This window comes from Bradyrhizobium sp., assembly GCF_004799445.1.
Taxonomy (GTDB): Bacteria; Pseudomonadota; Alphaproteobacteria; order Rhizobiales; family Xanthobacteraceae; genus Bradyrhizobium.
Map to the genome: position 1 here is coordinate 1 of NZ_SSNA01000128.1, position 23633 is coordinate 23633.

22 protein-coding genes and 1 tRNA gene are annotated in these 23633 nt (G+C 61.6%); 14 read left to right on the forward strand and 9 right to left on the reverse strand.

Annotated features, from left to right (window positions below):
• Window positions 1-111 precede the first annotated feature (111 nt).
• Both E8A46_RS17720 and E8A46_RS17725 read right to left on the reverse strand, forming a co-directional pair.
• Complete coding sequence (locus E8A46_RS17720; protein ID WP_291563423.1) at window positions 112-327, reverse strand: DUF2934 domain-containing protein; 216 nt, start codon at window positions 325-327, stop codon at window positions 112-114.
• A 354-nt stretch (window positions 328-681) separates the two neighbouring features.
• A complete protein-coding gene (locus tag E8A46_RS17725; RefSeq protein ID WP_291563426.1) occupies window positions 682-1056 on the reverse strand; it encodes a hypothetical protein in 375 nt (124 codons plus the stop codon).
• Between the two features lie 639 nt (window positions 1057-1695).
• Here E8A46_RS17725 and E8A46_RS17735 point away from each other — a divergent pair.
• Window positions 1696-2109 (forward strand): hypothetical protein, encoded by a 414-nt coding sequence (locus E8A46_RS17735; RefSeq protein ID WP_291563432.1) that lies wholly within the window; start codon window positions 1696-1698, stop codon window positions 2107-2109.
• Between the two features lie 67 nt (window positions 2110-2176).
• Here the strand turns inward: E8A46_RS17735 and E8A46_RS17740 are convergent, their stop codons facing one another.
• Entirely contained in the window at window positions 2177-2908 is a 732-nt protein-coding gene (locus tag E8A46_RS17740) for an outer membrane beta-barrel protein (RefSeq protein WP_291563435.1), read from the reverse strand.
• A 169-nt stretch (window positions 2909-3077) separates the two neighbouring features.
• On the opposite strand from E8A46_RS17740, the gene E8A46_RS17745 reads away from it, so the two are divergent.
• On the forward strand, window positions 3078-3740 hold the full coding sequence (locus tag E8A46_RS17745; RefSeq protein ID WP_291563439.1) for an SOS response-associated peptidase: 663 nt from the start codon (window positions 3078-3080) through the stop codon (window positions 3738-3740).
• Between the two features lie 94 nt (window positions 3741-3834).
• Window positions 3835-4095 (forward strand): hypothetical protein, encoded by a 261-nt coding sequence (locus E8A46_RS17750; RefSeq protein WP_291563585.1) that lies wholly within the window; start codon window positions 3835-3837, stop codon window positions 4093-4095.
• A gap of 64 nt (window positions 4096-4159) precedes the next feature.
• Here the strand turns inward: E8A46_RS17750 and E8A46_RS17755 are convergent, their stop codons facing one another.
• The gene (locus E8A46_RS17755) at window positions 4160-5713 is read right to left on the reverse strand and encodes an amidase family protein (RefSeq protein WP_291563443.1); all 1554 of its coding nucleotides are present in this window, start codon (window positions 5711-5713) and stop codon (window positions 4160-4162) included.
• An 84-nt stretch (window positions 5714-5797) separates the two neighbouring features.
• Here E8A46_RS17755 and E8A46_RS17760 point away from each other — a divergent pair, with 84 nt between their 5' ends.
• Window positions 5798-6187: a hypothetical protein gene (locus E8A46_RS17760; RefSeq protein ID WP_291563446.1), complete on the forward strand. Its 390-nt coding sequence runs from the start codon at window positions 5798-5800 to the stop codon at window positions 6185-6187.
• 31 nt (window positions 6188-6218) lie between these two features.
• Here the strand turns inward: E8A46_RS17760 and E8A46_RS17765 are convergent.
• Window positions 6219-6308: transfer RNA gene (locus E8A46_RS17765), tRNA-Ser, on the reverse strand.
• A 249-nt stretch (window positions 6309-6557) separates the two neighbouring features.
• Here E8A46_RS17765 and E8A46_RS17770 point away from each other — a divergent pair.
• The 7 genes from E8A46_RS17770 (at window position 6558) to E8A46_RS17800 (ending at window position 13928) form a co-directional block, all read left to right on the forward strand.
• Window positions 6558-7493: a septal ring lytic transglycosylase RlpA family protein gene (locus E8A46_RS17770; protein WP_291563448.1), complete on the forward strand. Its 936-nt coding sequence runs from the start codon at window positions 6558-6560 to the stop codon at window positions 7491-7493.
• A gap of 215 nt (window positions 7494-7708) precedes the next feature.
• Window positions 7709-8953, forward strand: coding sequence for a D-alanyl-D-alanine carboxypeptidase family protein (locus tag E8A46_RS17775; RefSeq protein ID WP_291563451.1), 1245 nt, complete (start codon window positions 7709-7711; stop codon window positions 8951-8953).
• A 2-nt stretch (window positions 8954-8955) separates the two neighbouring features.
• Window positions 8956-9648, forward strand: coding sequence for a dTMP kinase (gene tmk / locus E8A46_RS17780; RefSeq protein ID WP_291563455.1), 693 nt, complete (start codon window positions 8956-8958; stop codon window positions 9646-9648).
• Window positions 9645-10685, forward strand: a complete 1041-nt coding sequence (locus E8A46_RS17785; RefSeq protein WP_291563458.1) for a DNA polymerase III subunit delta' — start codon at window positions 9645-9647, stop codon at window positions 10683-10685. The genes tmk and E8A46_RS17785 overlap by 4 nt, the downstream gene beginning before the upstream one ends.
• Before the next feature lie 67 nt (window positions 10686-10752).
• Window positions 10753-12318: a methionine--tRNA ligase gene (gene metG / locus E8A46_RS17790; protein WP_291563461.1), complete on the forward strand. Its 1566-nt coding sequence runs from the start codon at window positions 10753-10755 to the stop codon at window positions 12316-12318.
• A 15-nt stretch (window positions 12319-12333) separates the two neighbouring features.
• Window positions 12334-13125, forward strand: a complete 792-nt coding sequence (locus E8A46_RS17795; RefSeq protein WP_291563464.1) for a TatD family hydrolase — start codon at window positions 12334-12336, stop codon at window positions 13123-13125.
• Window positions 13122-13928, forward strand: coding sequence for an MBL fold metallo-hydrolase (locus tag E8A46_RS17800; protein ID WP_291563467.1), 807 nt, complete (start codon window positions 13122-13124; stop codon window positions 13926-13928). Before E8A46_RS17795 ends, E8A46_RS17800 begins: the two co-directional genes overlap by 4 nt.
• Window positions 13929-14012: 84 nt before the next feature.
• On the opposite strand, the gene E8A46_RS17805 is transcribed toward E8A46_RS17800, so the two are convergent.
• The 4 genes from E8A46_RS17805 to E8A46_RS17820 all read right to left on the reverse strand — a co-directional run bounded on the left by E8A46_RS17805 (window position 14013) and on the right by E8A46_RS17820 (window position 18876).
• Window positions 14013-15707, reverse strand: coding sequence for a hypothetical protein (locus E8A46_RS17805; protein WP_291563470.1), 1695 nt, complete (start codon window positions 15705-15707; stop codon window positions 14013-14015).
• 212 nt (window positions 15708-15919) lie between these two features.
• Window positions 15920-16909: an ABC transporter substrate-binding protein gene (locus tag E8A46_RS17810; protein ID WP_291563473.1), complete on the reverse strand. Its 990-nt coding sequence runs from the start codon at window positions 16907-16909 to the stop codon at window positions 15920-15922.
• A gap of 17 nt (window positions 16910-16926) precedes the next feature.
• Window positions 16927-18291: an MFS transporter gene (locus E8A46_RS17815; RefSeq protein ID WP_291563476.1), complete on the reverse strand. Its 1365-nt coding sequence runs from the start codon at window positions 18289-18291 to the stop codon at window positions 16927-16929.
• A gap of 54 nt (window positions 18292-18345) precedes the next feature.
• On the reverse strand, window positions 18346-18876 hold the full coding sequence (locus E8A46_RS17820) for a MarR family transcriptional regulator (RefSeq protein ID WP_291563479.1): 531 nt from the start codon (window positions 18874-18876) through the stop codon (window positions 18346-18348).
• 60 nt (window positions 18877-18936) lie between these two features.
• Between E8A46_RS17820 and E8A46_RS17825 the strand changes: the two genes are divergently transcribed.
• The 3 genes from E8A46_RS17825 to E8A46_RS17835 all read left to right on the forward strand — a co-directional run bounded on the left by E8A46_RS17825 (window position 18937) and on the right by E8A46_RS17835 (window position 23621).
• The gene (locus E8A46_RS17825) at window positions 18937-19674 is read left to right on the forward strand and encodes a class II aldolase/adducin family protein (RefSeq protein ID WP_291563482.1); all 738 of its coding nucleotides are present in this window, start codon (window positions 18937-18939) and stop codon (window positions 19672-19674) included.
• 120 nt (window positions 19675-19794) lie between these two features.
• On the forward strand, window positions 19795-22194 hold the full coding sequence (locus E8A46_RS17830) for a hypothetical protein (protein WP_291563485.1): 2400 nt from the start codon (window positions 19795-19797) through the stop codon (window positions 22192-22194).
• Window positions 22191-23621, forward strand: coding sequence for a S8 family serine peptidase (locus tag E8A46_RS17835; protein WP_291563487.1), 1431 nt, complete (start codon window positions 22191-22193; stop codon window positions 23619-23621). The genes E8A46_RS17830 and E8A46_RS17835 overlap by 4 nt, the downstream gene beginning before the upstream one ends.
• The last annotated feature ends 12 nt before the right edge of the window (window positions 23622-23633 follow it).

A 23633-nucleotide genomic window follows, 5' to 3' on the forward strand; every position in this document is an offset into this window, starting at 1 on the left:
GAGCAATTAGGATATCAGGGAACTGTTAACCGATAATTTTGGTGACGGATGGCCGTCGAGTTAGCGGCCGGCGCAGCCGGCGTCAGCCCTCAGCCACGCACGCAACACCAACTATGCCGCGCGCCGCTTCTTCTGAGAGCGCTTCGCCTTGGGCTTGGGTGACTTGGCGGGCTCGCTACCCGCGACGCGACCGATTTCGCCAAGCGACGCGCTCAAAACCTCTCGCTGGGCAGCCAGCCAATGAGTGTCTGCGTTTCCATCCTCACAATCGCTTTCGATCCACAGGTGGTAGGCGCGCTCACGGATTGCTTGTTCTATGTTCTGCATCTCGGGTTTCTCCTGTTCGTTGTTTTGTCGGAGCCTACCTCGCATGTTTCCTCACGGGAGAAAGCCGGCGGGCGCTACGCCGCCGGCTGTCCCGAGCTGGCTGCCGGCTCTCGCGCCCGGTTCCGCCGCTTCGTGAGCGAAAGCATCAACTTAGATGTTTAACAAATGGTTAAACTAGATAGTCGCGCCGCGGTTGTTTCTTCGATCACACGGCGCACGAAACAAACCCCCGCCGGACGAAGTCATTCTGTGGATTTGAAGACATATTCTGGCAACGCACGCGCGCCACTATTGCTGCCAAGGGTTTAGCTGGTGGAGGCGATCGTGAAAAATGCACTTTTCTCGTATGAATTCCTAGCCATCGCCTATGTGGGCGTCTTGCTGTTCGGCTATGGCGTCGTCGGACACGTTCTCGGTTGAAACGCTTGCATCAGTTTCATCTTGACGACCGGAGGCATCGATCAGCTTGACGATCTTCACCTCGCCGTAGAATTCAACGTCATTACCCGCGACGTTGTATGCCGCCTTCTCGGACGCGCGCGCCAATCGCACTTTGATGATAGGTGGCAGCGCAACTCCGCTGCGCGGACCTTTCGACGATATCTCGTCCCAATGCAAATTGGGCCAGCCTCGGCAGATATCGTCAGCTTCCACGTGCCATCTTGCCTGAAACGCAATTGTCGGAGTCCCATTGATCTCGACCGTGAAGGTGGAAAGAGAAAAGCTCATCGTAAATTAGCGCCACCAAAGTCGGAACTTTCCAACCATCGGGCGCCCTCTCTGAGTTCATCCGGTAGACCCACTATTTGCTCCAGACCAACCTCAATTTTGGTTTGACTGTCTCGTCTAATTCAGCCCGCAGGCGATGCACGCGAGGGTCAGCGGACCTGTCCGCGCAAAGTCCGTACTGGCGAACCGACTGAGCAAGTGCCCTGCGCTCCGCCGCGGTCCGCGTCACCTTGGGGTCGGCAAGCCGAAGTACGATCGCACCCAGGCTGACCAACGCCTCGTCCAGCGCTCGATCGTGCTTTGCGACACCGTTCATAGTCCGCGCGCGCTCCTTCGAGCAGCTAATGAGCGGCGGGAGAAGTGGTTCCGGTCGCGGAGCTGGTTTGGCTAACAGACCGTGACGAGGACCGCGCGGACAACCATTTCGCCGGCTGTGATCGGGCTTCCTACCAAAAGGTCGATGCCATCATTTTTCCCTTCCGCGACTTCGACGGCCCCGGATCAAAAGTTTCGGATATAGACGCACCAAGCGCATCGGAAGGTTTTCAACACCTACGACGGGATGTAGCTCCTTGCGGCTCAGTTCCCAAGGGATTGATAATTTGCGCGATCACGCCGATGCCGGTTTGATGCGGCGCTATGAGCACCAAATCTCGGCAGAGCATCTACGGCGCCTCTATTCGAGCATCGGCCGAACGCGCGCGAGAAGCGCGCAAGGAGGCCGACCGGCTTGCCTGCGAGGCATGGAACCAACGGATGCTCGGTTACAAAGGGCCCGCCCAACCTTCGCCTGCGCTGGGTGACGCGCTCAACGCAGGCTATCGCTATCTGGAAGTTCGCTGTCTGGGTTGCGATACCCACCAAACTGTCGCGCTAGATATCGTGCGGCGGCCGAAGACGACACCGATCCACGAACTGGAACGCTACATGCGTTGCAAGGATTGTTCGCAGGTTCGTGGATACCCCTACAAACGCAGCCATCTGGTGGCGCTTCGCCAGACCAAGATATCGGCGAGCGATCCGCCGTCGACGTGGTGGCCGGGCGAACGATAAGCCGGGGGCTAGAGAGCAAAAAAGCCCCGGACGATGCCGGGGCTTTCACGCTCATTTTCAGATCAAATTAGTATCTGGCGACCACCGGTCCCCCGAACTTGTAGTTCAGGCGCACGGTGAAGAGATCGACATCCTCTTTGATATGGTCGGCGATAAGGAAGCCGGTGGCCGAATTTACGTCCCGGTTGCCCATGAAAAGGTGATCGTACTCGAAGCCGAGCGACCAACTCGGAGCGAAGGCGTATTCGATGCCGGCGCCAACTGCGGCACCCCACCGGGTTTCGCTCGCAGTATCGATCCCGACAAGCGGCGGGAGGGTTGAAATCGCCGTGTACTTGTTGTCTGTGACCGCGGCACCACCCTTCACATAAAACAGCGTACGGTCCCAAGCGTAGCCGATCTGGCCGGTGAACAGGCCGAAGGCATCAATCTTGGTTTGGTTGGTTTGGCCGGCAAATTGCTGGCTGAGATTGCTACCCTTGAAATCAGCCCAGTTGCCCTGCGCTTCGAGACCGAAGACCCACGACGCCGTCTGCCAGCGATAGCCGATCTGTCCACCGACCGTTCCGCCCGACGCATCGTGGCTGCCTTCGTTGCCAAAGCCGTCCGCGTTCCAATTGATGCGGCTAGTGGCGCCGCCGCCGTTGATACCGATGTAGAAGCCACTCCAGTCGTAAGCGGCCTGGACGAAGGCTGGTGCCTTTGTATAGGTCCGAGCTGGCAGATCCGCGGCGGAGGCGATGTTGGACAGGCCGATCGAGACGATGGCAGTTGTTAGAAGAAGCTTTGTGTAGCGCATTGGATTTCCCCAGCTGATAGTTGAGGACCGTACAACTAGCCGACTTAAAAAAAGGTCACCCACGCACTGCGAGCCCTGTACGTTTCTTGTTGAGAGTTGCAAGAAAGGCACAGTTTTCAGGGCGCACCGGTATTCAGCAACTGTTCCTTGAAAATACGGGGGCATGTGCATGTGCAATCTCTACAGCATCACCACGAACCAGGCCGCCATCGCTGCGCTGTTTCGAGTGCTGAATAGCTATGTCGGCAACCTCCCGCCGATGCACGGGGTGTTCCCGGATTATCCGGCCCCGGTGGTGCGCAACGACGATACCTTTCGCGAAATGGTAATGATGCGGTGGGGGATGCCACCGCCGCCGAAATTCGGCGGCCCCCCGGTGACCAACATTCGCAACACGTCGTCGCCGCATTGGCGTGGCTGGCTGAAGGCGGAGAGCCGGTGTCTAGTCCCGGCGAACAGTTTCTCCGAATATGCGCCGGAACCGAACCCGGAGACAGGCAAAAAGGACGTGGTTTGGTTCGCCCTTAACGAGAACAGGCCGCTATTCGCCTTTGCGGGCATCTGGACCGAATTCAAAGGTGACCGCGGCACGAAGTCTAAGCCGATCCCCGGACCGCACCTCGTTTACGGCTTCCTGACAACCGAACCGAACGGCGTTGTGGCTCCGATCCATCCAAAGGCGATGCCGGTGATCCTAACGACGGACGAAGAGCGCGACGTCTGGATGCGGGCGCCGTGGGACGAGGCTAAGGCGCTGCAACGACCGCTGCCGGATGACGCGCTCAAGATCGTTGCGCGGGGAGCGGACAAAGAGGACCGTGTTGCGGCATAGGCTGCTTATACGCAGTTGAAAATTTGGTGGCGTCTCAGTTTGACGTTTTCCTACTGGCTATCGCCTTCTCAACTTCATCGGCAAGTCCGTCCAAATGTTGCGCCAGCTTGGAGAACATTTCCCGCTTGGCCTTGTCTGTAGCGAGATCGGCGGTATGCCTAGAACGGGCTGGACGCCGAGGATCGTGCCCTACGGGGCGGATCAAACGGTTTACCTAGTGATCGACCGCTTTGGCGGCCGTGGCACCGTTTACCGAAAGACCGAAGTCGAGCGGACTGACCTCGAAACCATCATCGCCGACCTGATGTCAGGCCAATTCAACGACCCGATCCGCGTCGTCGCCAATAACCACTGAGCGGATCGTGCATCCATCAAAGGGACAGCAAGTTCGTCTCGCTGGCCCCTTTGTCTTTCAACCCTTATTTCTCCGAGGGCAGCGGCGGCGCGCTCTCCGGCGAGCGGCGGAAATGCGTCGCCTGCTCGAACGAATAGGCCAGCGACAGCAGTTTTGCCTCGCTCCACGGCTTGCCGAGGATGTCCATGCCGACGGGGACGCCAAGCGGGGCGGTCTTGGTCGGCGCGGAGAACCCGGCCGGGACCGTGATCGCCGGGAAGCCGGTCACCGATGCCAGGATGCCGTTCCGGTCCGCCTGGTTGAGTTCGGTGACAGGTACCACGAGCCGCTTCTGCAAGGGATAGACCACGGCATCAATGTGGTTGTCGTCCATCACCTTGTCGAGGAGGGCGCGGGTCTTGGCGTCGCGATCGAGCCGGACCTCGTAGTCGGCCTCGGACAGGCCGTCCTTGAAGGAGACGGCGGATTTAAGGAAGCCTTCGAGGGTCGGGTGGTTGTAGTGTCCGCCCGCATAGATGGCGTCAACGGTCTTGGCAGGCGCGTTCGGGATGGTGGCAAGATAGCGGTCCATCACCGCCTTGAACTCGTACTTCTGCACGTCGTTCTGGGCGATGAGCTGGTCCGCGCCCAGCTCCGGCGCGTCAATGTCGATGAGGACGGCGCCAGCCTGCCTCATGGCCGAGATGGCGCGCTCCATCACCTCGTTGACTTCACTGTGCTCAGGCTTCGATCCGAACAACACGCGCAGCACCCCGATCCGCTTGCCTTTGAGCGCGTCAGCATCCAGTGCGGCGAGGTAGTCCTGGTGCGGGTGTTCCGCGGTCTGCGGATCGGCGGGATCGGCCGCCGCCATCGCCTGCAACATGGCGGCGGCATCGACGACGTGGCGGGCAAGAGGCCCGATGGCGTCCTGCGTGCTGGAAACCGGCATGATGCCGTTGAGGCTGAGGAGCCCGTGGGTTGGCCGCACGCCGACCAGCGCACTGGCCGAGGCGGGCGAGCGGATGGAGTTGACCGTGTCGGAGCCGGTCCCGGCCATCGCCAGGTTGCTGGTCACAGCCACGGCGGTGCCGCCGCTCGAGCCGCCCGGGGTGCGCGTCAGGTCGTAGGCGTTCAGCGTCTGGCCGCCGAGCGAGCTCACCGTAGTGCCCGCCAGCGCGAACTCGTGCATGTTGGTTTTGGCCAGGATGATGGCGCCAGCCGAGCGCAGTAGCGCGACGACGAAGGCGTCCTTGCCAGGCTGCGCGAACTCCAGCGACAGGGAGCCGCCTGTGGTCGGCAGGTCGGTGGTATTGTAGTTGTCCTTGAGAACGACGGGCACGCAGTGCAGCGGGCCGAGCTTTCCGCCATGGGCGAAGCTGGTATCCAGGAGGTCGGCCGTGGCCAGCGCACTTCCGTTCAGGGTCAGGATGGCATTGAGCTTCGGTCCCTGTTTGTCATAGGCCGCGATGCGGTCGAAGTAAGTCTGGACGAGTTGGTGGCAGGTCAGGCGATGATCGCGGAACGCCTGCTCGATCTCCGGAATCGTCGCCTCCTCAACCTTGAAGTCGGTGGCGAGGACGGGCGTGGCCACGGCTGCAAGGCAAGCGGCCATGGCAAGGATGTACTTTTTCATCATGTGTCTTTCGTAGAAAGCGTAACGGCACGACTGGAAAGGAGGTCCGGTGCGCCTCCCGAAGGGGTCTGGACGACGTGTCGGCATATGCAATCGCCGCGTGAACTGCAACAGTTGAAGCGCAAGGCCCAACTCGAAGAGGATAGGCGTAACCGTCAATTGCATATCGGGCGCGAAGAGCAGGAACGTCAGCAACAGATCGAACAGGCCAGAATTGATCGACTGCTCGGTGACGCAGAATCGTTGCGACAGGCGACGAATATCCGTGCCTATGTTGCTGCCGTGCAGGCGATTGTCGCAAACGAGACTGCGTCAATTTCGGCGGAAAAAATGGCAGGTTGGTCGGAAAGGGCGCTCGCTCAGGCCGACCGCATCGATCCCGTGAGAAGTCCCGTTTTATCGATACTTTTGACGAAAAAGACGACGCAAATTAAATGTGGGGCAAAATGTGGGGTGCCAGCGATACGATTAAGATAGCATTGTAATATCAACAACTTATATCAATAAATGGCGGAAGGGGTGGGATTCGAACCCACGGTACCCTTGCAGGCACGCCGGTTTTCAAGACCGGTGCCTTAAACCACTCGGCCACCCTTCCGTGGTGCCCCTCATGAGCGAACGCGTGGCGGATTGCAAGGGAAGGCTGGAGGTGCCCCGCGCCCGGCGGGGGATCGACACCTCGCAAAAACGCAACGATTCGTTTACCACCCCGGCGCTGTCCCCATTTCCGCCGTGTTCAGGCTGCGGTATATTCATACATTGATGTGGAAGTGGGCTGCATCGGGGACGCGTGGCCGCCAAACGCATAAAATACCGCGTGGCCGGTGTGGAATGGTAATTGGGGCAGATGGGGATTCGGCGGTCAAATCCGGTTTTCGGCGCGGCGCGCGGGGTTGCTGCCATGGCAGCATGCCTGGTTCTCGCCAATTGCGCCTCGTCGGGTATCGCCAGCCGGGTCGATCCCAAATATGGCGTTTCCTCAAGCCCGCGCGTGGTTGCCTTCGGTGAACCCGTGCCGAAAGGCGGGGGCACCTACCGCGTCGGCAAGCCCTACACCGTCGCAGGGCGGGTCTATGTCCCCGAGGAGGATGTCAATTATCGCGAGGAGGGTTTGGCCTCCTGGTATGGTGACGATTTCCACGGCCGGCTGACCGCCAATGGCGAAGTGTTCGACATGGCCTCGCTGAGTGCCGCGCACCCCACGCTTCCCATGCCCTGCTATGCGCGCGTGACCAATCTCAGCAATGGCAAATCGCTGATCGTCCGCGTCAATGATCGCGGGCCCTATCACGGCAACCGGTTGATGGACGTCTCCAGCAGGGCCGCCGAACTGCTCGAATTCAAGGGCAATGGCGTCGCGCGGGTGCGGGTCGAATATGTGGGCCGCGCGCCGCTCGAAGGTTCCGACGACCGCCAGCTCGTTGCAACGTTGCGCACCGGCGCGCCCGCGCCGTCGCCGTCACTGGTCCGGGTAGCGTCCGCCCGTCCGTTCGTTCCGGAAATCTCCTCGTCGGGGCGTCCGATCCGCGGCGAGGTTCCGCTGCCCGAGGGGAGACCCTATAGCCTCGGCAATACCTCGGCAGATCAGGCGTCGATCTCGGCGACCTCCGAGATGTCCGCATCCGCGCGCCCGCGTTCGAGCGGGCGGGTCTTGGAAAATTCGCGCGCGGTATCGTATGAGCCTGATGACCGCTATTCCTCCGGTGTCGGAGCTGTCTCCGCCTATGCCCCGATCGAGCCCCAGGGGCCGCGCGAATTGCTGGCCGGCCGCGGGCTCTATTGAACCACTCCGGCTGCCCGTCGGTTTCGATCGCGGAACAAGCCGCGAGGATCGCATCGCTTTTCCGCCTCGTTTGCCCGATTTTGTCGGGGGGATCCGCATCAGAGCGCGATCGGACCGTCTGGCCGGCCCCGTGCTCTGATCGGGCGGCCGCGGCGTGAAAAACCCGTGTTGTTCGTGGTACTTCCAACTGTTAGAACGCCGGTTCAGGGCACCCGATGACAGTCAAGCTATCCCGCAAATCAAGGTCCGCGACCGGAACCCGCAGCCTGATCGCGGCCGTCATCGCTCTGGCTGTCGGGTGGGGCGGCATCGTTTACGCCGCCAACAACAGCGTGCAGGGCGCCAAGAAGGAGGAGGGCGGCTTCGACGGCGATGCACCGACCGCGATCCTGATCGAAGCCTCAAGCGGCAGCGTGCTGTTCGAGAAGAACGCCGATGAGCTGAGGGCGCCGTCCAGCATGATGAAGCTGATGACCGCCGAGGTGGTCTTCCACGCCATCAAGCAGGGCGACGTCAAATTGACCGATGAATATCGTGTCAGCGAAAACGCCTGGCGCAAGGGCGGCGCGCCGGCGGGCGGCTCGACCATGTTTGCCGCCATTAACAGCAAAATTCCCGTGGACGATCTGCTGCACGGCGCGATCATTCAGAGCGGCAACGACGCCTGCATGGTGCTGGCGGAGGGAATCGCCGGCAACGAGCGCGCTTTTGCCGAGATCATGACCAAGCGTGCGCGCGAGCTCGGGTTGACGCGGTCGACCTTCGCCAATTCCAACGGCCTGCCGGATCCCGGCAACAAGATGACCGTGCGCGAGCTTGCCAAACTCGCGCGTTACATCATTCAGACCTATCCCGATTTCTACAAACTGTTTGGCGAGAAGGAATTCACCTGGAACAAGATCCGGCAGCAGAACCGCAATCCATTGCTGAATTCGCTCGAGGGCGCTGACGGCCTCAAGACCGGATATACCAAGGAGAGCGGCTACGGCATGGTCGGCTCCGCCGTACAGAACGGTATCCGGCTGCTCGTCGTCATCAACGGCCTCGACGATCCCGATGACCGCGCCGCCGAGGCGAAGAAGATGCTGGAATGGGGATTCCGCAATTTCGAAGTGCGGACCTTGTTCGCGGCTGAGCAGCCGGTCGGCTACGCCAAGGTGTTCGGCGGCGAGACCCGCTCGGTGAAGCTCACCAGCCGTGAGCCGATCAAGGTGATGGTGCAGAAAAACGGCTCCGACAAATTGATTGCGCGTGTTGTTTACACGGGACCGATACGTGCGCCGATCGAGTCGGGCCAGCTGGTCGGCCTGGTCAAGGTCTGGCGCGGCAGCAACATCGCGGTGGAAGCGCCGGTCTATGCGGGGGAATCAGTCGACCGGGGATCGACCATGCGACGGGCCATCGACGGCGCGAGCGAATTGGTGATCGGGGTGTTTCGCGCGGGCGCCGAGAAGCTCTGACGATGGCCGAGGCAACGGTCAAACGAATTTCCGGGCGTGGACGATTCATCTCCTTTGAGGGCGGCGAGGGATCCGGCAAATCCACGCAGATCAAGACGCTGGCCGAGCGCCTGTCCGCCGCAAAGTTGCGCGCCATTGTCACGCGTGAGCCCGGAGGATCGCCGGGCGCCGAAATCATCAGACATCTGGTATTGTCCGGAATGGGCAAGCTTTTGGGTCCGGACGCGGAAACGCTGTTATTTGCGGCCGCGCGCGACGACCACGTGCACACCGTGATCGAGCCCGCTCTCAAGCAGGGAATATGGGTGCTCTGCGACCGCTTCTCGGATTCCACGCGGGTGTATCAGGGCAGTGTGGGGCAGGTTGCGCCCGCCGTTCTCAACGCCATGCAGCGGGTCACTATCGGCGATCTCAAGCCGGATTTGACCGTTATTCTCGATGTCCCCGTGGAGGTCGGAATGCAGCGCGCGGCCGCCCGTCGCGGCGCCGGCGCTCCCGACCGGTTCGAAGCCGAAGACATCAGGTTTCATCAGGAATTGCGCGACGCGTACCGGCAGATTGCCGCCGCCGAGCCGCAACGATGCGTGTTGATCGATGCAACCGCCGAGCCCGGTATGGTTGCCGCCAAGATATGGTCGGCCCTGCGCGACCGCTTCTTCGCAACCGGCGCCGGCAATCTGGCGAGTTCCGCATGAGTGCCCGGCAGGTCGAAACTCAGATATCGGTTGCGCATCCACGCGAAACCGCTGTCCTGTTCGGGCATCGCGAAGCCGAGGCGGCTTTGCTGAATGCCTATCGCAGCGGACGCATACCACACGCCTGGTTGATCGGGGGCGCCCAAGGCATCGGCAAGGCGACGCTGGCCTATCGAATGGCGCGGTTCGTACTTGCCCACCGCGATCCACTCGCGCCCGAGGTGCAGCGTGTCGAGACGCTGCAGGTTGATCCGTCCGATCCCGTCGCGCGCCATATCGCGGCGGGCGCGCATGGCGGACTGCTCACGCTCGAACGCAAGCCGAACGACAAGGGTGTGTTGCGGACGGTGATCACGGTCGACGAGACCCGGGAGACGATCTCGTTCTTCGGCTCGACCGCCGCGGTTGAAGGTTGGCGGGTCTGCATCGTCGATACCGTCGATGAACTCAACCCGAACGCCGCCAACGCGCTGCTCAAGATTCTCGAGGAACCGCCGCGCCAATCTCTGTTCCTTCTGGTCAGCCATGCGCCCGGAAGGGTGTTGCCGACGATCCTGTCGCGCTGCCGCCGGTTAAGTTTGCGCCCGCTCTCCACCCCCGACGTCATCCAGGCGGCGACGCACGCCGCAAACATCGCGATCGACGATCCCGCACTGTCGGAGGCGGCGGATGCGGCGGAGGGAAGCGTCGCGCGCGCGCTGACGCTGCTTGGCGGGGATGCCGTGAAACTTCACAAGCGGACTGCGGCGTTGCTCGCTACCCTGCCGCAGGTCGATCCGCGCGAACTGCATGCCCTCGGCGACGCGCTTGGCGGCAGTGACCGGGTCGCGCTGGCGGCCTTCGTCGACAGCGTCGATCGCTGGCTGAGCGAGCGCCTCCACGCCGACGGCGCCAGCGCCAACCTGCCGCGCCTTGCACGGCTGGCGGAGGTGTGGGAAAAGATCAACCGCGCCGCGCGCGACACCGCAGAATACAATCTTGAGCGAAAACCGCTGGTTTTCTCGGTGTTCGGGATGCTTGCGGAGGCGATCGGCTGACCGGCCGGGCTAAACCAGTCCGCATCAACGCGCGTTGATTGAAAAGTGATGAAAGGCCTTCGCAACGATGGCGAACGCGACCAATTTGCCCCGTGAGTCCTTCTACATCACGACCGCAATTGCCTACCCGAACGGCGTGCCGCATATCGGACATGCCTATGAGGCGATTGCGACCGATGCCCTGGCGCGCTTTCAGCGGCTCGACGGCAAGGATGTGTTCTTTCTGACCGGGACCGACGAGCACGGCCTGAAGATGATCCAGACCGCGGAAGCCGAAAAGCTGCCGACGATGGAGGTGGCGACGCGCAACGCGCAGCGCTTCAAGGAGATGGACCAGCGCCTGAACATCTCGTTCGACCGCTTCATCCGCACCACGGAAGAGCAGCATCACCGTTCCAGCCAGGAAATCTGGAAGCGGATGGCCGATAACGGCGACATCTATCTCGACAGCTATGCCGGCTGGTACTCGGTGCGCGACGAAGCCTATTACGCCGAAGACGAAACCATCGTCGGCGACGATAATGTGCGGCGGGGTCCGCAGGGCACCCCGGTCGAATGGGTCGAGGAGAAAAGCTATTTCTTTAAACTGTCCGCTTACCAGGACAGGTTATTGGCGCTTTACGATAATCAGCCGGATTTCATCGGCCCGGACTCGCGCAAGAACGAAGTCATCAGCTTTGTCAAAAGCGGATTGCGGGATCTGTCGATTTCGCGAACCACCTTCGACTGGGGCGTCAAGGTTCCCGGCGCCCCCGAGCACGTGATGTATGTCTGGGTCGACGCCTTGACCAACTACATCACCGGCGTCGGCTTTCCCGATGAGAGCGATCCAAACTGGCATTATTGGCCGGCCGACGTTCATATCATCGGCAAGGACATTATCCGCTTTCACGCGGTGTATTGGCCGGCCTTCCTGATGTCGGCGGGCATTCCCGTGCAGAAGCGGGTCTATGCCCACGGTTTCCTGTTCAACCGGGGCGAGAAGATGTCGAAATCGGTCGGCAACGTCGTCGACCCGTTCAATCTTGCCGATCAGTACGGCGTCGACCAGGTTCGCTATTTCTTCCTGCGCGAGGTGCCGTTCGGGCAGGATGGCAGCTACAATCATGAAGCCATCGTCGCGCGCATCAATGCCGATCTCGCCAATGATCTTGGCAATCTGGCGCAGCGTTCGCTGTCGATGATCGCGAAGCAATATCAGGGCGTGCTGCCCGAGCCCGGGGAATTCAGCGACGCCGACAAGGTGATCCTGACGCAGGCCGACGGCATGATCGCGCTGGCGCGGACGGCGATGGCGACCCAGCAGATTCATCAGGCGCTCAACGCGGTCTGGGCCGTGGTGGCGGAAGCCAATCGTTATTTCGCGGGCGAAGCGCCGTGGGCGCTGGCGAAGACCGATCCCGCGCGTCAAGGCACCGTGCTGTACGTAACCGCGGAAGTGGTGCGCCAGATCGCGATTTTGGCGCAGCCGGCGATGCCGGAAGCCGCGGCGAAACTGCTGGATAGTCTCGCTATCCCGCAAGCTGAGCGCGACTTTGCCAGCCTGGACGGAGCAACTCGCATTAAGCCGGGCAGCAAACTTCCCGCGCCCGTCGGCGTTTTTCCACGTTACGTCGAGCCGCCGGCGACTTGAAACGGATCAGGTTTGATGCTCGTCGACAGCCATTGCCATCTGGACTTCCCCGATTTCGCCGACGATCTCGACGGCATCGTGGCGCGGGCCGCCGCCGCGGGCGTTGGGCGCATCGTCACCATCTCGACGCGGGTGAGGCGTCTCGGCGCGCTGCTGGCGATCGCGGAGCGATTTCCAGATGTCTATTGCTCGGTCGGCACCCATCCGCATCAGGCCGATGAAGAGGACGGGATTCTTCCGAGCGAATTGGTCGAACTGGCACGGCATCCCAAAGTCGTGGCATTCGGCGAAGCGGGCCTGGATTATTTCTATCAGCATGGCTCGCGGCAAGCCCAGGAGCGCGGCTTCCGGGCGCATATTGCCGCTGCCCGCGCAACGGGCCTGCCGCTGGTCATTCACACCCGCGAGGCCGACGGCGACTGCGGCCGCATCCTCGAAGACGAGATGGCAAAGGGACCGTTTCGCGCGGTGCTGCATTGTTACACCGGCGGGCGGGAACTTGCGATGCAGGCGATCTCGTTGGGACTATCGATTTCATTCACGGGTATTCTGACTTTCAAGAAATCGCAGACGCTGCGCGACCTCGCCGCCGAACTGCCCGCCGATCGCATCATGGTCGAAACCGACGCGCCTTATCTGGCGCCCGGAAAGTTTCGCGGCAAGCGAAACGAGCCCTCCTATGTGGTTGAAATTGCCAAGGTGCTGGCAGAGACGCGCGGGGTATCGCTGGAAGAGATTTCGCGGCAGACCACGGACAATTTCTTCCGCCTGTTCAGTAAGGTGCCAGCCCCGAAAGAGCTGGCATGACGCTGAGCCTGACGATCCTCGGCTGTGGATCCTCCGCCGGTGTTCCGCGTCCCGCGCTCGGCTGGGGCGCGTGCGATCCCCAAAATCCGAAGAACCGCCGCCGCCGTTGTTCGCTGCTGGCCGAGCGGACTTCCGATCACGGCGTCACGCGGATCGTGATCGATACCTCACCCGACCTGCGCGACCAGCTGATCGACGCCAAGGTCGACCATATCGACGCGGTATTCCTGACCCATGAGCACGCCGACCAAACCCACGGCATCGATGACCTGCGCTCCGTGGTGCTGCACCAGCGCAGGCGGATTCCGGTCTATCTGAACCAATCGACCGCGAAAGACATCGTGCATCGGTTTTCGTACTGCTTCATGGCGCCGCCGGGCAGTGACTATCCGCCTATCCTCACCCAGCACTCAATCGAAGCGGGGGAGAGCAAGACGATCGAAGGCAAGGGCGGTCCGGTGACGCTCTCGGCCTTCATCCTGGAGCACGGTAATATTTCAGCGCTGGGCTATCGGATCGACGATGCCGCCTATACGCCCGACGTCAGCGATATTCCGCCCGCGAGCTGGCCTTTACTGGAAAATCTCGATCTGTGGATCATCGACGGGCTGCGCTACACTGGGCATCCCAGCCATTTCAGCGTCAACGACGCGCTGTCGTGGATCGATCGGTTCAAGCCGCGCCGCGCCGTCATCACCAACATGCACGCCGATCTGGATTACGAAGTACTGCGTCAGAGTCTGCCGTCTCACGTTGTTCCCGCCTACGATGGCATGCGGCTGACCTTGGAGCGGGCGGACTGACAGGTCCGGTGAGATTTTGCGGCCACGGCTGGCAAAAAGCACAGCCAGCGCCGGTCGGCGCTGGCTGGCCCATGGCATCAAGATCTAGTGGTGATCGTGGTCGCCGTCGCCACGATGGTCGTCAGCGTCGGCAAACCGGTCGCGATCGGTTCCAGGCGTAAACGACACGCCACGAAGCACTTCGCCAAACCCGGCGGTCCGGACGACCTTGAAGCTTTCACCCGCTGGAACGCTGGTGGCCGCCAGCTGATCGGTGATCATGACCAACTGGTTCGGATCGGCGCCCTGGTCACCGCCTCCACTGACGGTCGAGGTGATCGCCCAGATCGTGGCGGTGCCATCGCGATTGACGCGACCGGTGAGGTTACGAAGGCCATCCGCGGCGGGCGCCCAAGGCAGGCTGGTTTTGGGATTTTGCCCGGTGGGATAGTGCGCGACGGTATAGGGGATGCCGAGATTGAGGCCAGCCTCCAACACGTAAGCCAGCTTCCAGGCGCCAAGACCGGAGTCGAACACCCACTTCTGCAGGCCCGCGGTGGTCTGCGCGGCCGCCGCGGTGAACTTGCCCGACGCCGGATCGAACGTGGTGGTGCCGTTGCCTTCGTCGGCGACATAGAGCGTCGTAGCGTTGGCAAACCAGACCCCGAACGGGAACGAAGTCGTGGTGGTCTTGGCCAGTGTCGTCGTGAAGCCCTTCAGGATGCACATGTTGTAGGGCGTGACACCCAGCGTCTGCAGCTTGGTGGCGTCGTAGACGATCGGCGCGGTCGGAAGCGTTGCGTTTGCTCCCGGCAGGCCAACGCCGTTCGGGCAGGCCAGCGGCTTGCCAGTGGAATCGAAGCCGGTCGTATCGATGAAGTAGACGGTGTTGACGCCGTTACCGCCGCTACCCTTGGTCAGATAAACCACGTTGTTGGAAACGGTGAGACCGCGAAAGTTAGTGTCCTTGCCGATCTTGTCCGCCTTCAGCCCCAGTTGCGTAAGGTTGAAGCTACCTACCGGTGTGGGCTGGCCTGGATCCGGCTGCGCGTCGAGCGGTGCGTGCGCGGGGGTCAAAATCTGCGCGCCGGCGCCGATGATGATGCCGTTCGGCTGAGGATTAGCGCCGTTGCCGGCATTGCCGGACATGTACACAACGTTGGCGCCGTCCTTGTTATTCAGGATCGCGGCGCGGCCGTTGTTGCCACTGTAGGCGTTGGTCTTGGTGAAACGAAAGCGGCCATGCGCGTCAACTTCCGCGACCACGCGGTAAAAACTCGCGGGAACCGGATTGGTGGGGTCGAGCACGGCCGGCGTGTTGGAATTCGAGACGTCCAGCGCATTGAGCGGCGCGAGATAGCCCATGAACGTCACGACCCGGCCATCGGTTGAAAGATTGAGGGCGATCTCTGATTTGGACGGAAAGCTCGTAACTATCCGATTTCCGGTCGGTTGCTCCCGGCGGTCGGAAGTGTGGGGCAGTTCGACCTCGAGCGAATTGATGAATTTGCCTGACGGCTCGATCTGATCCAGCAGGATCTTCGAGGTGATGCCAAAACTGCCGTCGACGATGTCATTATTGAAGACAAACGGATAGGCGCCGCTGTCGGTCGCGGTCACGCAATTGGGAGCCACGCAATTGGGCGGCAGCAAGGTCGTGCCGGCAACCACATTCCCCGGATTGTTGTCATACACCGAGCGGCTGACCAGCAGATTCCCCGGTCGGAAGTTACTGTCATCGTCGTCGGCAAGGACTCCCGTGGCGCCCACGACCCCCGACAGGAAAAATGTGATGGCCATGCCCGTACGAAAAGCCGGTAGCCGAGCCGACAAGCGCGATCCCGCAACCTTCATTGCAACTGCCTCCCTGTGTTTCGCCCGCGGCAACATGCAATGCGCGGCGATCGCGGGAGATTTGCCCTCGTTCTGTTACAACTATAAGAACCAGATGCGACAGCGCGCCATCATCAACAGCAGGCATTCCGATATAGAGACGGCGAAATGTCCCAATCTCATACCTTGTGCAGTTCCAGCGACGCCGGATGGAACAGTTCTTCCGGAGCGAGCAGGCGGGCGGACAACCCCTCCGCGTGGTGGCGTTGCAGGAAACGGCTCAGCACGTGACGGTTCGGCTCCAATCCATAAGACCAGAAATCGTCGCCCATCAGGAGGCGGGCCGCCCGCAATTGCTCCTCGACAAAGGGCAGCGTTACCTTGGTGGCGGAAGTATCGGCGAGCTTCGCGACCGCGATCGTCTTGGAGCGCTCGAACGCCTTGAAGACCGCGACCGGCAACCACGGATGCTTTTCCGCGAGCGAGCGGCGGATTCCAAGCGTGTGCATGATCGGAAACAGATGGGTCCGCCGATACCAGTCGGTGGCGGTCTGCTGCGGATCGGCAAACAGATAACCAACATTGGGATGACCCCTGTCGAAACAGGAGGGGGCGCGCGGGCCAATCACCGCATCCAGCTCTCCGCTCGCCAATAGATCCGAAATGGTGATGTCGGGATCTGCATTCTCGACGACGACGTCGGCTGGCAATTTGAGATTGATCTTCTCGATGCGACCGGGATGCTCATAGCCGCCTCGAACCCAGGTGATGTCGGAGGGACGAATTCCGTAGTCCTCCTCAAGGAACAGGCGGACCCAGATGTTGGCGGTGAGCTGATATTCAGGCACCCCGACGCGGCATCCCCTGAGGTCGGCGGGCGACTTGATCCGGTCGGTGCGGACATAAACCGAAGTGTGCCGGAAGGCGCGGGACGGGAAAACCGGCACGGCGACGTAAGGGCTGGTTCCTGCCGCGGTCTTGACGCTGTAGCTGGAGAGCGACAGTTCGCAAATGTCGAAATCCGCGTGCCTGAAGGCACGAAAGAAGATTTCCTCCGGCTCGAGCAGCATGATTTGCGCATCGACGCCATCGATCTGCACCTGGCCGTCCACCAATGGGCGCATCCGGTCATAGTCGCCGATCGCGACCGAAAGCTGCAGTTTGCTCATACGGGTCTCCTCGGAAATCACGCCTGCACGGAAGTGGTGGTGGCCGCTCCTGGCGCACGCTCGGTACCGGCCCGCGGAAGCAAGCCCATCACCGTGCTTGCCGCGGCGCCGATCAATACCGATCCGCCCGCGACCGCGAAGATCATCGGCACATCCCACTGGGCACCGACCATCTGGCCGACGACCAGCGGTCCCGTGACCGAGCCAAGGCGGCCAATTCCCGTGGCCCAGCCGACGCCGGTGGAGCGGATCGTGACGGGATAGTAGATCGCGGCCAGCGCGATCAGACCTGAACTGGCACACCCCATCAGCAGCCCGAACAGGCCCTGCGCGATCATGACGGCGTCGAGCGAGGGTGCAGACCATCCGACCGTCGCATAAGCCAGGGCGCCCAGCGCCAAGGTCGGCGGCAGCACCCGCAAAACACCAAGGCGATGCAACAGCATTCCGGCGGCTCCGGAGCCAAACAACGACCCGAAATTAAAGAGCGCCAGCGCCAGCGCGGTCTGCTCGGGAGCGATGCCGACGCGACGCAGCAGAATCGGACTCCACGCCGAATTCGTGACCAGAATCATGAAGGCGAAGAAAAAGCTGACCCAGAGCAGAACAGTGCCGGTAGCGCGCCCGGACCGGAACAGCTCAAGCACTGTTGCCTTTGGTGCGACCTCCCTGGCGAATTCGAATTGGACGTCGACCGCAGTCGATAGGTCAGGGAAGATCCGGCGCAGCGTGGCAGCGATCCGCTCTCTCGACTTGCCTGCCGCGACCAGGAAACTCGCCGATTCCGGAAGCGCTATCGCCAGGATACCCGACAACAGGATCGGCAACACGCCGCCCACAAGGAAAATCGATTGCCATCCATGGGCCGGGATGATCCACGATCCGAGCAACCCGCCGATGACACCGCCGAGCGGAAAGCCCGCCCAAAGCAGGCTGACGATCGTGGCGCGGCGCGCTTTCGGCACATATTCCGATGCGAGACTGATGAAACTCGGCATCGCTCCGCCTAACCCGAAACCGGCGAGGAAGCGGACGGCAAGCAGTCCCGTGAGATCGCCGACATAGGCCGTCGTAAGCGTAAAAAGCCCGAAGCAGAAGGTGGCGCCGACAAGGACAGGTTTGCGGCCGACCCGATCGGCGAGGGGCCCGAGCAGAAAGGCGCCGAGCGCAAGGCCCGCCAGCGCCGCACTGAACACGAAGCCGAAGACATGCGGGACGATGTGAAGTTGGCCGATCATCGCGGGCGCCGCCAGGCCGATCGACTGCAGATCCAGGCCATCCAACATTGCCACCAATGCGCAGAGCCCGATCACGATCCATTGCATACGACCGATCGGCCGCGTTTCGATCAACGCACCCATATCCAGAACGCCTGCCGCCATGTTTTCCCCCTTCGCCGGCGGCTGACCGCCATGCTTTTGCTTATTTAATAGAGATCAGCGACCCTCGAGGTTGGCGATCACCTTTTCGAGCAGGAACCCGACCAGCGCCGCATCATCGGGATCGATGCCGGCAACCGCTTCCCGGTTGATGGCAACGCCGATCGGGAGCAATTTCTCCTTCAGCTCTCGTCCACCTTTCGTCAGGAAAAGGTGGTACTTCCTCAGGTCTTCGCCGCGCCGTGTCCGACGCATGAAACCCTTGCGCTCCAGGCTTGCCAGAACCGCGGTCAGCGATGCTTTCCGGACCCGCATGCGGTCGGCGAGGTCAACTTGGGTGAACCCCTCCTGCTGCCAGAGCCTGCGGAGCACGGCCCATTCCGCGACACTGACGCCGTGCGGCACCAGTCTGTCGGCAAGCCTGGCCACGAAAGCTCGGTGGGCTTGCCGCACCAGAAAGCTGAGGCTGCGGTCCGTCAGCGCGTGCGGGTGATGGACGACCCGCGAACGTTGACGAGGGGAGGCCGCTCGCGTGGCAGTGGACGGCATGCGCAGACCCAAGGCTCGACGGAAATTCTTGCGCAGCATCGTATGGGTCCATACTATCTCCCGCAAGAGCGACCTCACCAAAGGCAACGGCCGTCCACCATGTCCGATACTGCATCCGAGACGGTTTCCTCGGCGATCCGCGAATTGGTGGACGCCAACCATGTCCTGTTCGATCAGGGCGTGGTGGATGGGTTCGGCCACGTCAGCCAGCGTCACCCCGTTCGGCCAGATCAATTTCTGCTCGCCAGAAGCATGGCGCCGGCGCTGGTCACCGCGCAGGACGTGCTTGCGTTCGATCTCGACGCGGCCCCGATCGAGGCAGGAGGGCCGGCGGTGTATCTGGAGCGGTTCATCCACAGCGAGATTTACCGCCGTCGGCCGGATGTGGTCGCGGTTGTGCATAGCCACTCGCCCGCGGTCGTCCCGTTCAGCGTGGTGAGCGGCACGAGGCTGCGGCCGGTTTGCCATATGTGCGGCTTTCTTGGCGCGGAGACACCCGTGTTCGAAATCCGCGATGTGGCCGGGCCGGGGAGTGATCTGCTGATCCGCGATGCCCGCCTTGGCGCTGCGCTGGCGCAAAGCCTCGGTCATGGCGCAGCCGTGTTGATGCGTGGTCACGGCTCAACGGTGGTCGGAAGCACCTTGCGCCAGGCGGTGTTCCGGGCGGTGTACACCGAAGTCGGCGCGCGCCTGCAGTCGGAAGCGATGAGGCTGGGACCGGTCACCTATTTGACGGAGGAGGAGGCCGAGGCAACCGCGAAGACCAACGACGGGCAGATCGATCGCGCATGGCTGCTTTGGCTGAAGGCGGCGCGCAGCCGATCGATGGCGGGCTAAACTGCATCTTTTTCGGGTGTGGCTTCCCGGGTACACCAAGCGAGAATTCATGATTGCCGGTTTCACCACGTTGACGATCGCAAAAGTTTGACCGGTAATCAGCCCCAGTTGGGGGCTGCCGTGAACACGCACGCATTTCGTGCGCTCGTTGCCTCACCGAACTTATTGGCTTCGAGCGCTATTTCATTGATTTTCATGAACCTGATCGTCGTCGGGCCGGGCAATTTCGCCTATGCGCAGGACAAGGGCCCGCCGAAAGGCAGCGACACCAACGCCCAGCAGCCCGCGACGAAGTCGCCCGATACCACGCAGACGCCCGCTCCCAAAGACAGTCAGGGGGCCCAGACGCCCGGCCCCGCTCAGCCGTCAAGCGCCGGCGCGACTGCAACGCCAAAGGAACCACCTCTCAGCGAGGCACTCATCAAATCCAAATACGACGAAATGAAGCAGCTCGAAAAGGACGCGATCGAAAAAAAGATCAACCTCGAACTTGTCAGAAACGGCAACAAGCCCGACCCCAAGGAAATCAAGGACGCGCAGATCAGCTCTGACGCGGCGGCAACAGCATACAGCGACGCGAAGAACTCGCTAATCGCAAAAGTGAGCAATTGGGTCAGGTATCACACCCCTGACGGTCTCAAGCGGTTTCAACAATACGACCGCGGCATAAGTGCGGTGCTCCGCCGCAAGGCCGAAACTCCGGAGGAGCGGGCCCTCAACCATGAGGACGAAAAGAAAATCGCCATCGATTACATGAACGCCGAGGCAGCGGCGGTCAATGCTTACATGGATAAGCTCGGCTCCCCCGACAAACCCGCGGAGTCCCCAAAGCCCGGCGATGCATCGCCGGACAAGGACAGCAAGAAGACGTCGATGAGCACGGACGGCGGCGTTCCCGGCCAGCAACTCGCAAACCAGATCCCCAGTGCCGCAAATCCAACTTTTACCGCAACCGGGCAGACCGCCGACCCGGGCGCCGCGATGTCATTTCCGACTCTCGCGGGTACGCCGGCGTTTGGACAACCGGGCGGGACGAACGCAAGTCCATTCGTGCCGAGTTGGCCGGTGTCTTTCGACGGCACGATCCTGTGCAGCTATTTTCACGCCACGCCTTATCCGATGAGTTTTAGCCCCGCCGATAGCACCGGCAATCCGCTCGTGCCGTCGTCCAGTTATGGTGGCGCATCGACCGACTATGGCGGCACGACGACAGGACCATATAATTGGTACGTGAATCGAAACATGCCCGGTTTTTCCTACCCGGAGGTTCCCCCGACACAGTCCAGCTCCACCGTGCCAACGGCGCCGATCAAGGATTACCTGAAACCTGACTACAGCTTTAAGCCTGACTACGGCATCAACAACAACTATCCGCGTCTTTTCCAGGACTCGTCCCGCAACTGGGGGATCAAGTACGACCCGCTGATTGACAATCCAAATTACTTCCAGGACATGGCGGGCGACTACGTCCCCCGGTCGAAGGCCGGCGATGGCGCCAACAATCCGGGCGGCGGCACCGGCGGCGGAAGCGTGCCCATCACCATCGATAATTCGACTATTCCGGACAATTGGGTGCCGAACGCGAAGGGCGATACAAAAACTCCGCCAGCGAATTCGACCACGACGACCGACAATCCAACGCCGCAGACCGGTGGCCTGACGACATATTTCTTCAAGGGCCCCGAGATCAAGAAGGAAACCGGCATCGCCGAGCAGGGGCAATCTGTTTCGTTGAACACGCAGCCGACCCAGCCATTCCGGGTCAAACTGACCGGGCCGAGCTACGAGCTACCTTTTGGTACCTCGTATCAGAACAATCCACAGGCCTGGGAAACGCAGCGCGTAAACTTCTGGAACGGCGGGGTGCCGCTGATGACGATCGTTAGGCTGGGCGAGACGAGCACGATCCAGACTGCGACCAACGACCCAATACTGGGCTTGCCTTCCGCAACCGGAAATTTGAATCTCAATTTTTCCGTCAACGTCGATAATCCGCAAATCAACAGCTACATCGTCACGCCTCAACCCGGTACGGTTCCGGATTTCACCAGTCAGATCGGCGGCAATGTCGTCGGCCTCGGCTATTTCCACCCGGATGGAGGTCCCAGCGTCCTTTGGCGGGGCCCGACCGGCAACCTGAATTCTTGGTCATACCTAACTGCCATGAATTCTTGGGGCTTTACACCCAACTTTACCGGCGGCGCGACGGGCGCAGGTGATTACAAATTCGACGGACGGACCGACGTCATACCCAATAGTGCGCTTGGTTTGAGATACCTCGAACTTGAAGAGCCGCTGACATTCAGCAATCGTTCCTTCCTTCCGCTCTATGGCGCAAATTACGATCCGGGGCCCCCGCTGAAGGAGCAATTCGGCGGCAACGTCACGACGAATTTCTGTTGGGGCACGCTGCCGGGCCCCTGGGAGCCCGCCAACGCCAGCTACGCGCCCGGCAGCGATCTGCCCAGCGCCAGCGTCTCGCTGCGCCGGCTCGCGCGCGCGGGGAGGGCGATCCGATGATGCGCGCGGCAACACATCTCGGCACGGTCTGTGCGCTCGCATTTCTGGTGAGTTCGGCCTCGGCACAGCAGGCCATGCTGTCGCCGCCCGACAATCATTACTTCGTCAGCAAGGGCTCATGGGGCCAGGACCATCCCGACCAATGGGCGCTGCAGCGCATCGGCTTCGACGCCTCACCGCAATCGGCCTGGCGGCTGGTCAAGGCCAACGCCCAGCCCGTCATCGTTGCCGTAATCGATACCGGCCTGGATTGGGCGCATCGCAATATCAGCGTGGATAATCTCTGGCACAACACCGGCGAAATCGACGGCAACCGCAGCGATGACGACAAGAATGGCTTTGTCGACGATATCATTGGTTGGAACTTCCCCGAGCGAACCAACAAACCGTGGGACTTCGACGGCCACGGCACGATGACGGCGGGCATCATCGCCAGCAGCTGGAAGGACAAGGACGGCATCGCCGGCGTCAATCCGTTCACCAAGCTGATGATCCTCAAGGCGGTCAACAATTTCGGTCACACTCGCCTGTTCACAATCGCGCAGGCAATCAAATACGCCGCCGACAACGGCGCCCGCGTCATCAATCTCAGCGTGGGCGGCGAGGGCAAGAATGCGATCATCCAGGCTGCGATCGACTACGCCTACGCCAGGAACGCGGTGATCGTCGCCGCCGCCGGCAATGAAGACAAGGATGTCAGCAAATCGGGTCTCGCCGGATCAGACAAAATTCTCACCGTCGGGGCGACCGGGCTGGATGATCAGAAGGCCGTGTTCTCCAACTGGGGCAACATTTCGGTCGTCGCCCCCGGCGTTGACGTGCTCAGCCTGCGCGCGATGCGCACCGACCTCATTCTCAGCGTCGAGGGCGCGAAATACACCGCCAGCGCGGCCTTCGTTGGTGACGACAAGCGCTACTATCGGGCCAGCGGCACCTCGTTTGCCGCGCCGCTGGTGAGCGGACTCGCCTCGCTGATGATCGCCAACGATCCAAGCCTCACCAATGAGCAGGTGATCGCCATCATCAAGAGCACCGCGCGCGACGTCGGGACACCCGGCGTCGATCAATTTACCGGCTACGGCATCGTCGACGCGCGCGCCGCACTCAGCGCACCCAAGGACTATTTTCTCTATGCGGGGATCAAGCGGGTCGAGGTCGTCCAAAAAGGTGGTGCACAGGCGGTGCGCGTGTTTGGCAGCGCGGACGCGAACGCACTGAAGGCGGCGCGGGTGGAAATCGGAGCTGGCGAAAATCCCACGAGCTGGAAGGCCGTCGGCACGCCAAAAAAGACCGCCGGGCCCGAAGGGGTGCTGGCGGAAATTCCCGCTACAAATTTTGCAGGTTCGCCGGTTTGGCAGATCCGGGTCGTCGCTACGCATAACAGCGGCGCGACCCGCGAGGCGAGGTTTCGATTGAAGTTGGGCTGACGAATTCGTTGG

Coding starts and splice junctions, on each gene's coding strand:
- E8A46_RS17720 (WP_291563423.1), bottom strand. CDS start 327: ATGCAGAACATAGAACAAGCAATCCGTGAGCGCGCCTACCACCTGTGG.
- E8A46_RS17725 (WP_291563426.1), bottom strand. CDS start 1,056: ATGAGCTTTTCTCTTTCCACCTTCACGGTCGAGATCAATGGGACTCCG.
- E8A46_RS17735 (WP_291563432.1), top strand. CDS start 1,696: ATGAGCACCAAATCTCGGCAGAGCATCTACGGCGCCTCTATTCGAGCA.
- E8A46_RS17740 (WP_291563435.1), bottom strand. CDS start 2,908: ATGCGCTACACAAAGCTTCTTCTAACAACTGCCATCGTCTCGATCGGC.
- E8A46_RS17745 (WP_291563439.1), top strand. CDS start 3,078: ATGTGCAATCTCTACAGCATCACCACGAACCAGGCCGCCATCGCTGCG.
- E8A46_RS17750 (WP_291563585.1), top strand. CDS start 3,835: ATGTTGCGCCAGCTTGGAGAACATTTCCCGCTTGGCCTTGTCTGTAGC.
- E8A46_RS17755 (WP_291563443.1), bottom strand. CDS start 5,713: ATGATGAAAAAGTACATCCTTGCCATGGCCGCTTGCCTTGCAGCCGTG.
- E8A46_RS17760 (WP_291563446.1), top strand. CDS start 5,798: ATGCAATCGCCGCGTGAACTGCAACAGTTGAAGCGCAAGGCCCAACTC.
- E8A46_RS17770 (WP_291563448.1), top strand. CDS start 6,558: ATGGGGATTCGGCGGTCAAATCCGGTTTTCGGCGCGGCGCGCGGGGTT.
- E8A46_RS17775 (WP_291563451.1), top strand. CDS start 7,709: ATGACAGTCAAGCTATCCCGCAAATCAAGGTCCGCGACCGGAACCCGC.
- tmk (WP_291563455.1), top strand. CDS start 8,956: ATGGCCGAGGCAACGGTCAAACGAATTTCCGGGCGTGGACGATTCATC.
- E8A46_RS17785 (WP_291563458.1), top strand. CDS start 9,645: ATGAGTGCCCGGCAGGTCGAAACTCAGATATCGGTTGCGCATCCACGC.
- metG (WP_291563461.1), top strand. CDS start 10,753: ATGGCGAACGCGACCAATTTGCCCCGTGAGTCCTTCTACATCACGACC.
- E8A46_RS17795 (WP_291563464.1), top strand. CDS start 12,334: ATGCTCGTCGACAGCCATTGCCATCTGGACTTCCCCGATTTCGCCGAC.
- E8A46_RS17800 (WP_291563467.1), top strand. CDS start 13,122: ATGACGCTGAGCCTGACGATCCTCGGCTGTGGATCCTCCGCCGGTGTT.
- E8A46_RS17805 (WP_291563470.1), bottom strand. CDS start 15,707: ATGGCCATCACATTTTTCCTGTCGGGGGTCGTGGGCGCCACGGGAGTC.
- E8A46_RS17810 (WP_291563473.1), bottom strand. CDS start 16,909: ATGAGCAAACTGCAGCTTTCGGTCGCGATCGGCGACTATGACCGGATG.
- E8A46_RS17815 (WP_291563476.1), bottom strand. CDS start 18,291: ATGGCGGCAGGCGTTCTGGATATGGGTGCGTTGATCGAAACGCGGCCG.
- E8A46_RS17820 (WP_291563479.1), bottom strand. CDS start 18,876: ATGCTGCGCAAGAATTTCCGTCGAGCCTTGGGTCTGCGCATGCCGTCC.
- E8A46_RS17825 (WP_291563482.1), top strand. CDS start 18,937: ATGTCCGATACTGCATCCGAGACGGTTTCCTCGGCGATCCGCGAATTG.
- E8A46_RS17835 (WP_291563487.1), top strand. CDS start 22,191: ATGATGCGCGCGGCAACACATCTCGGCACGGTCTGTGCGCTCGCATTT.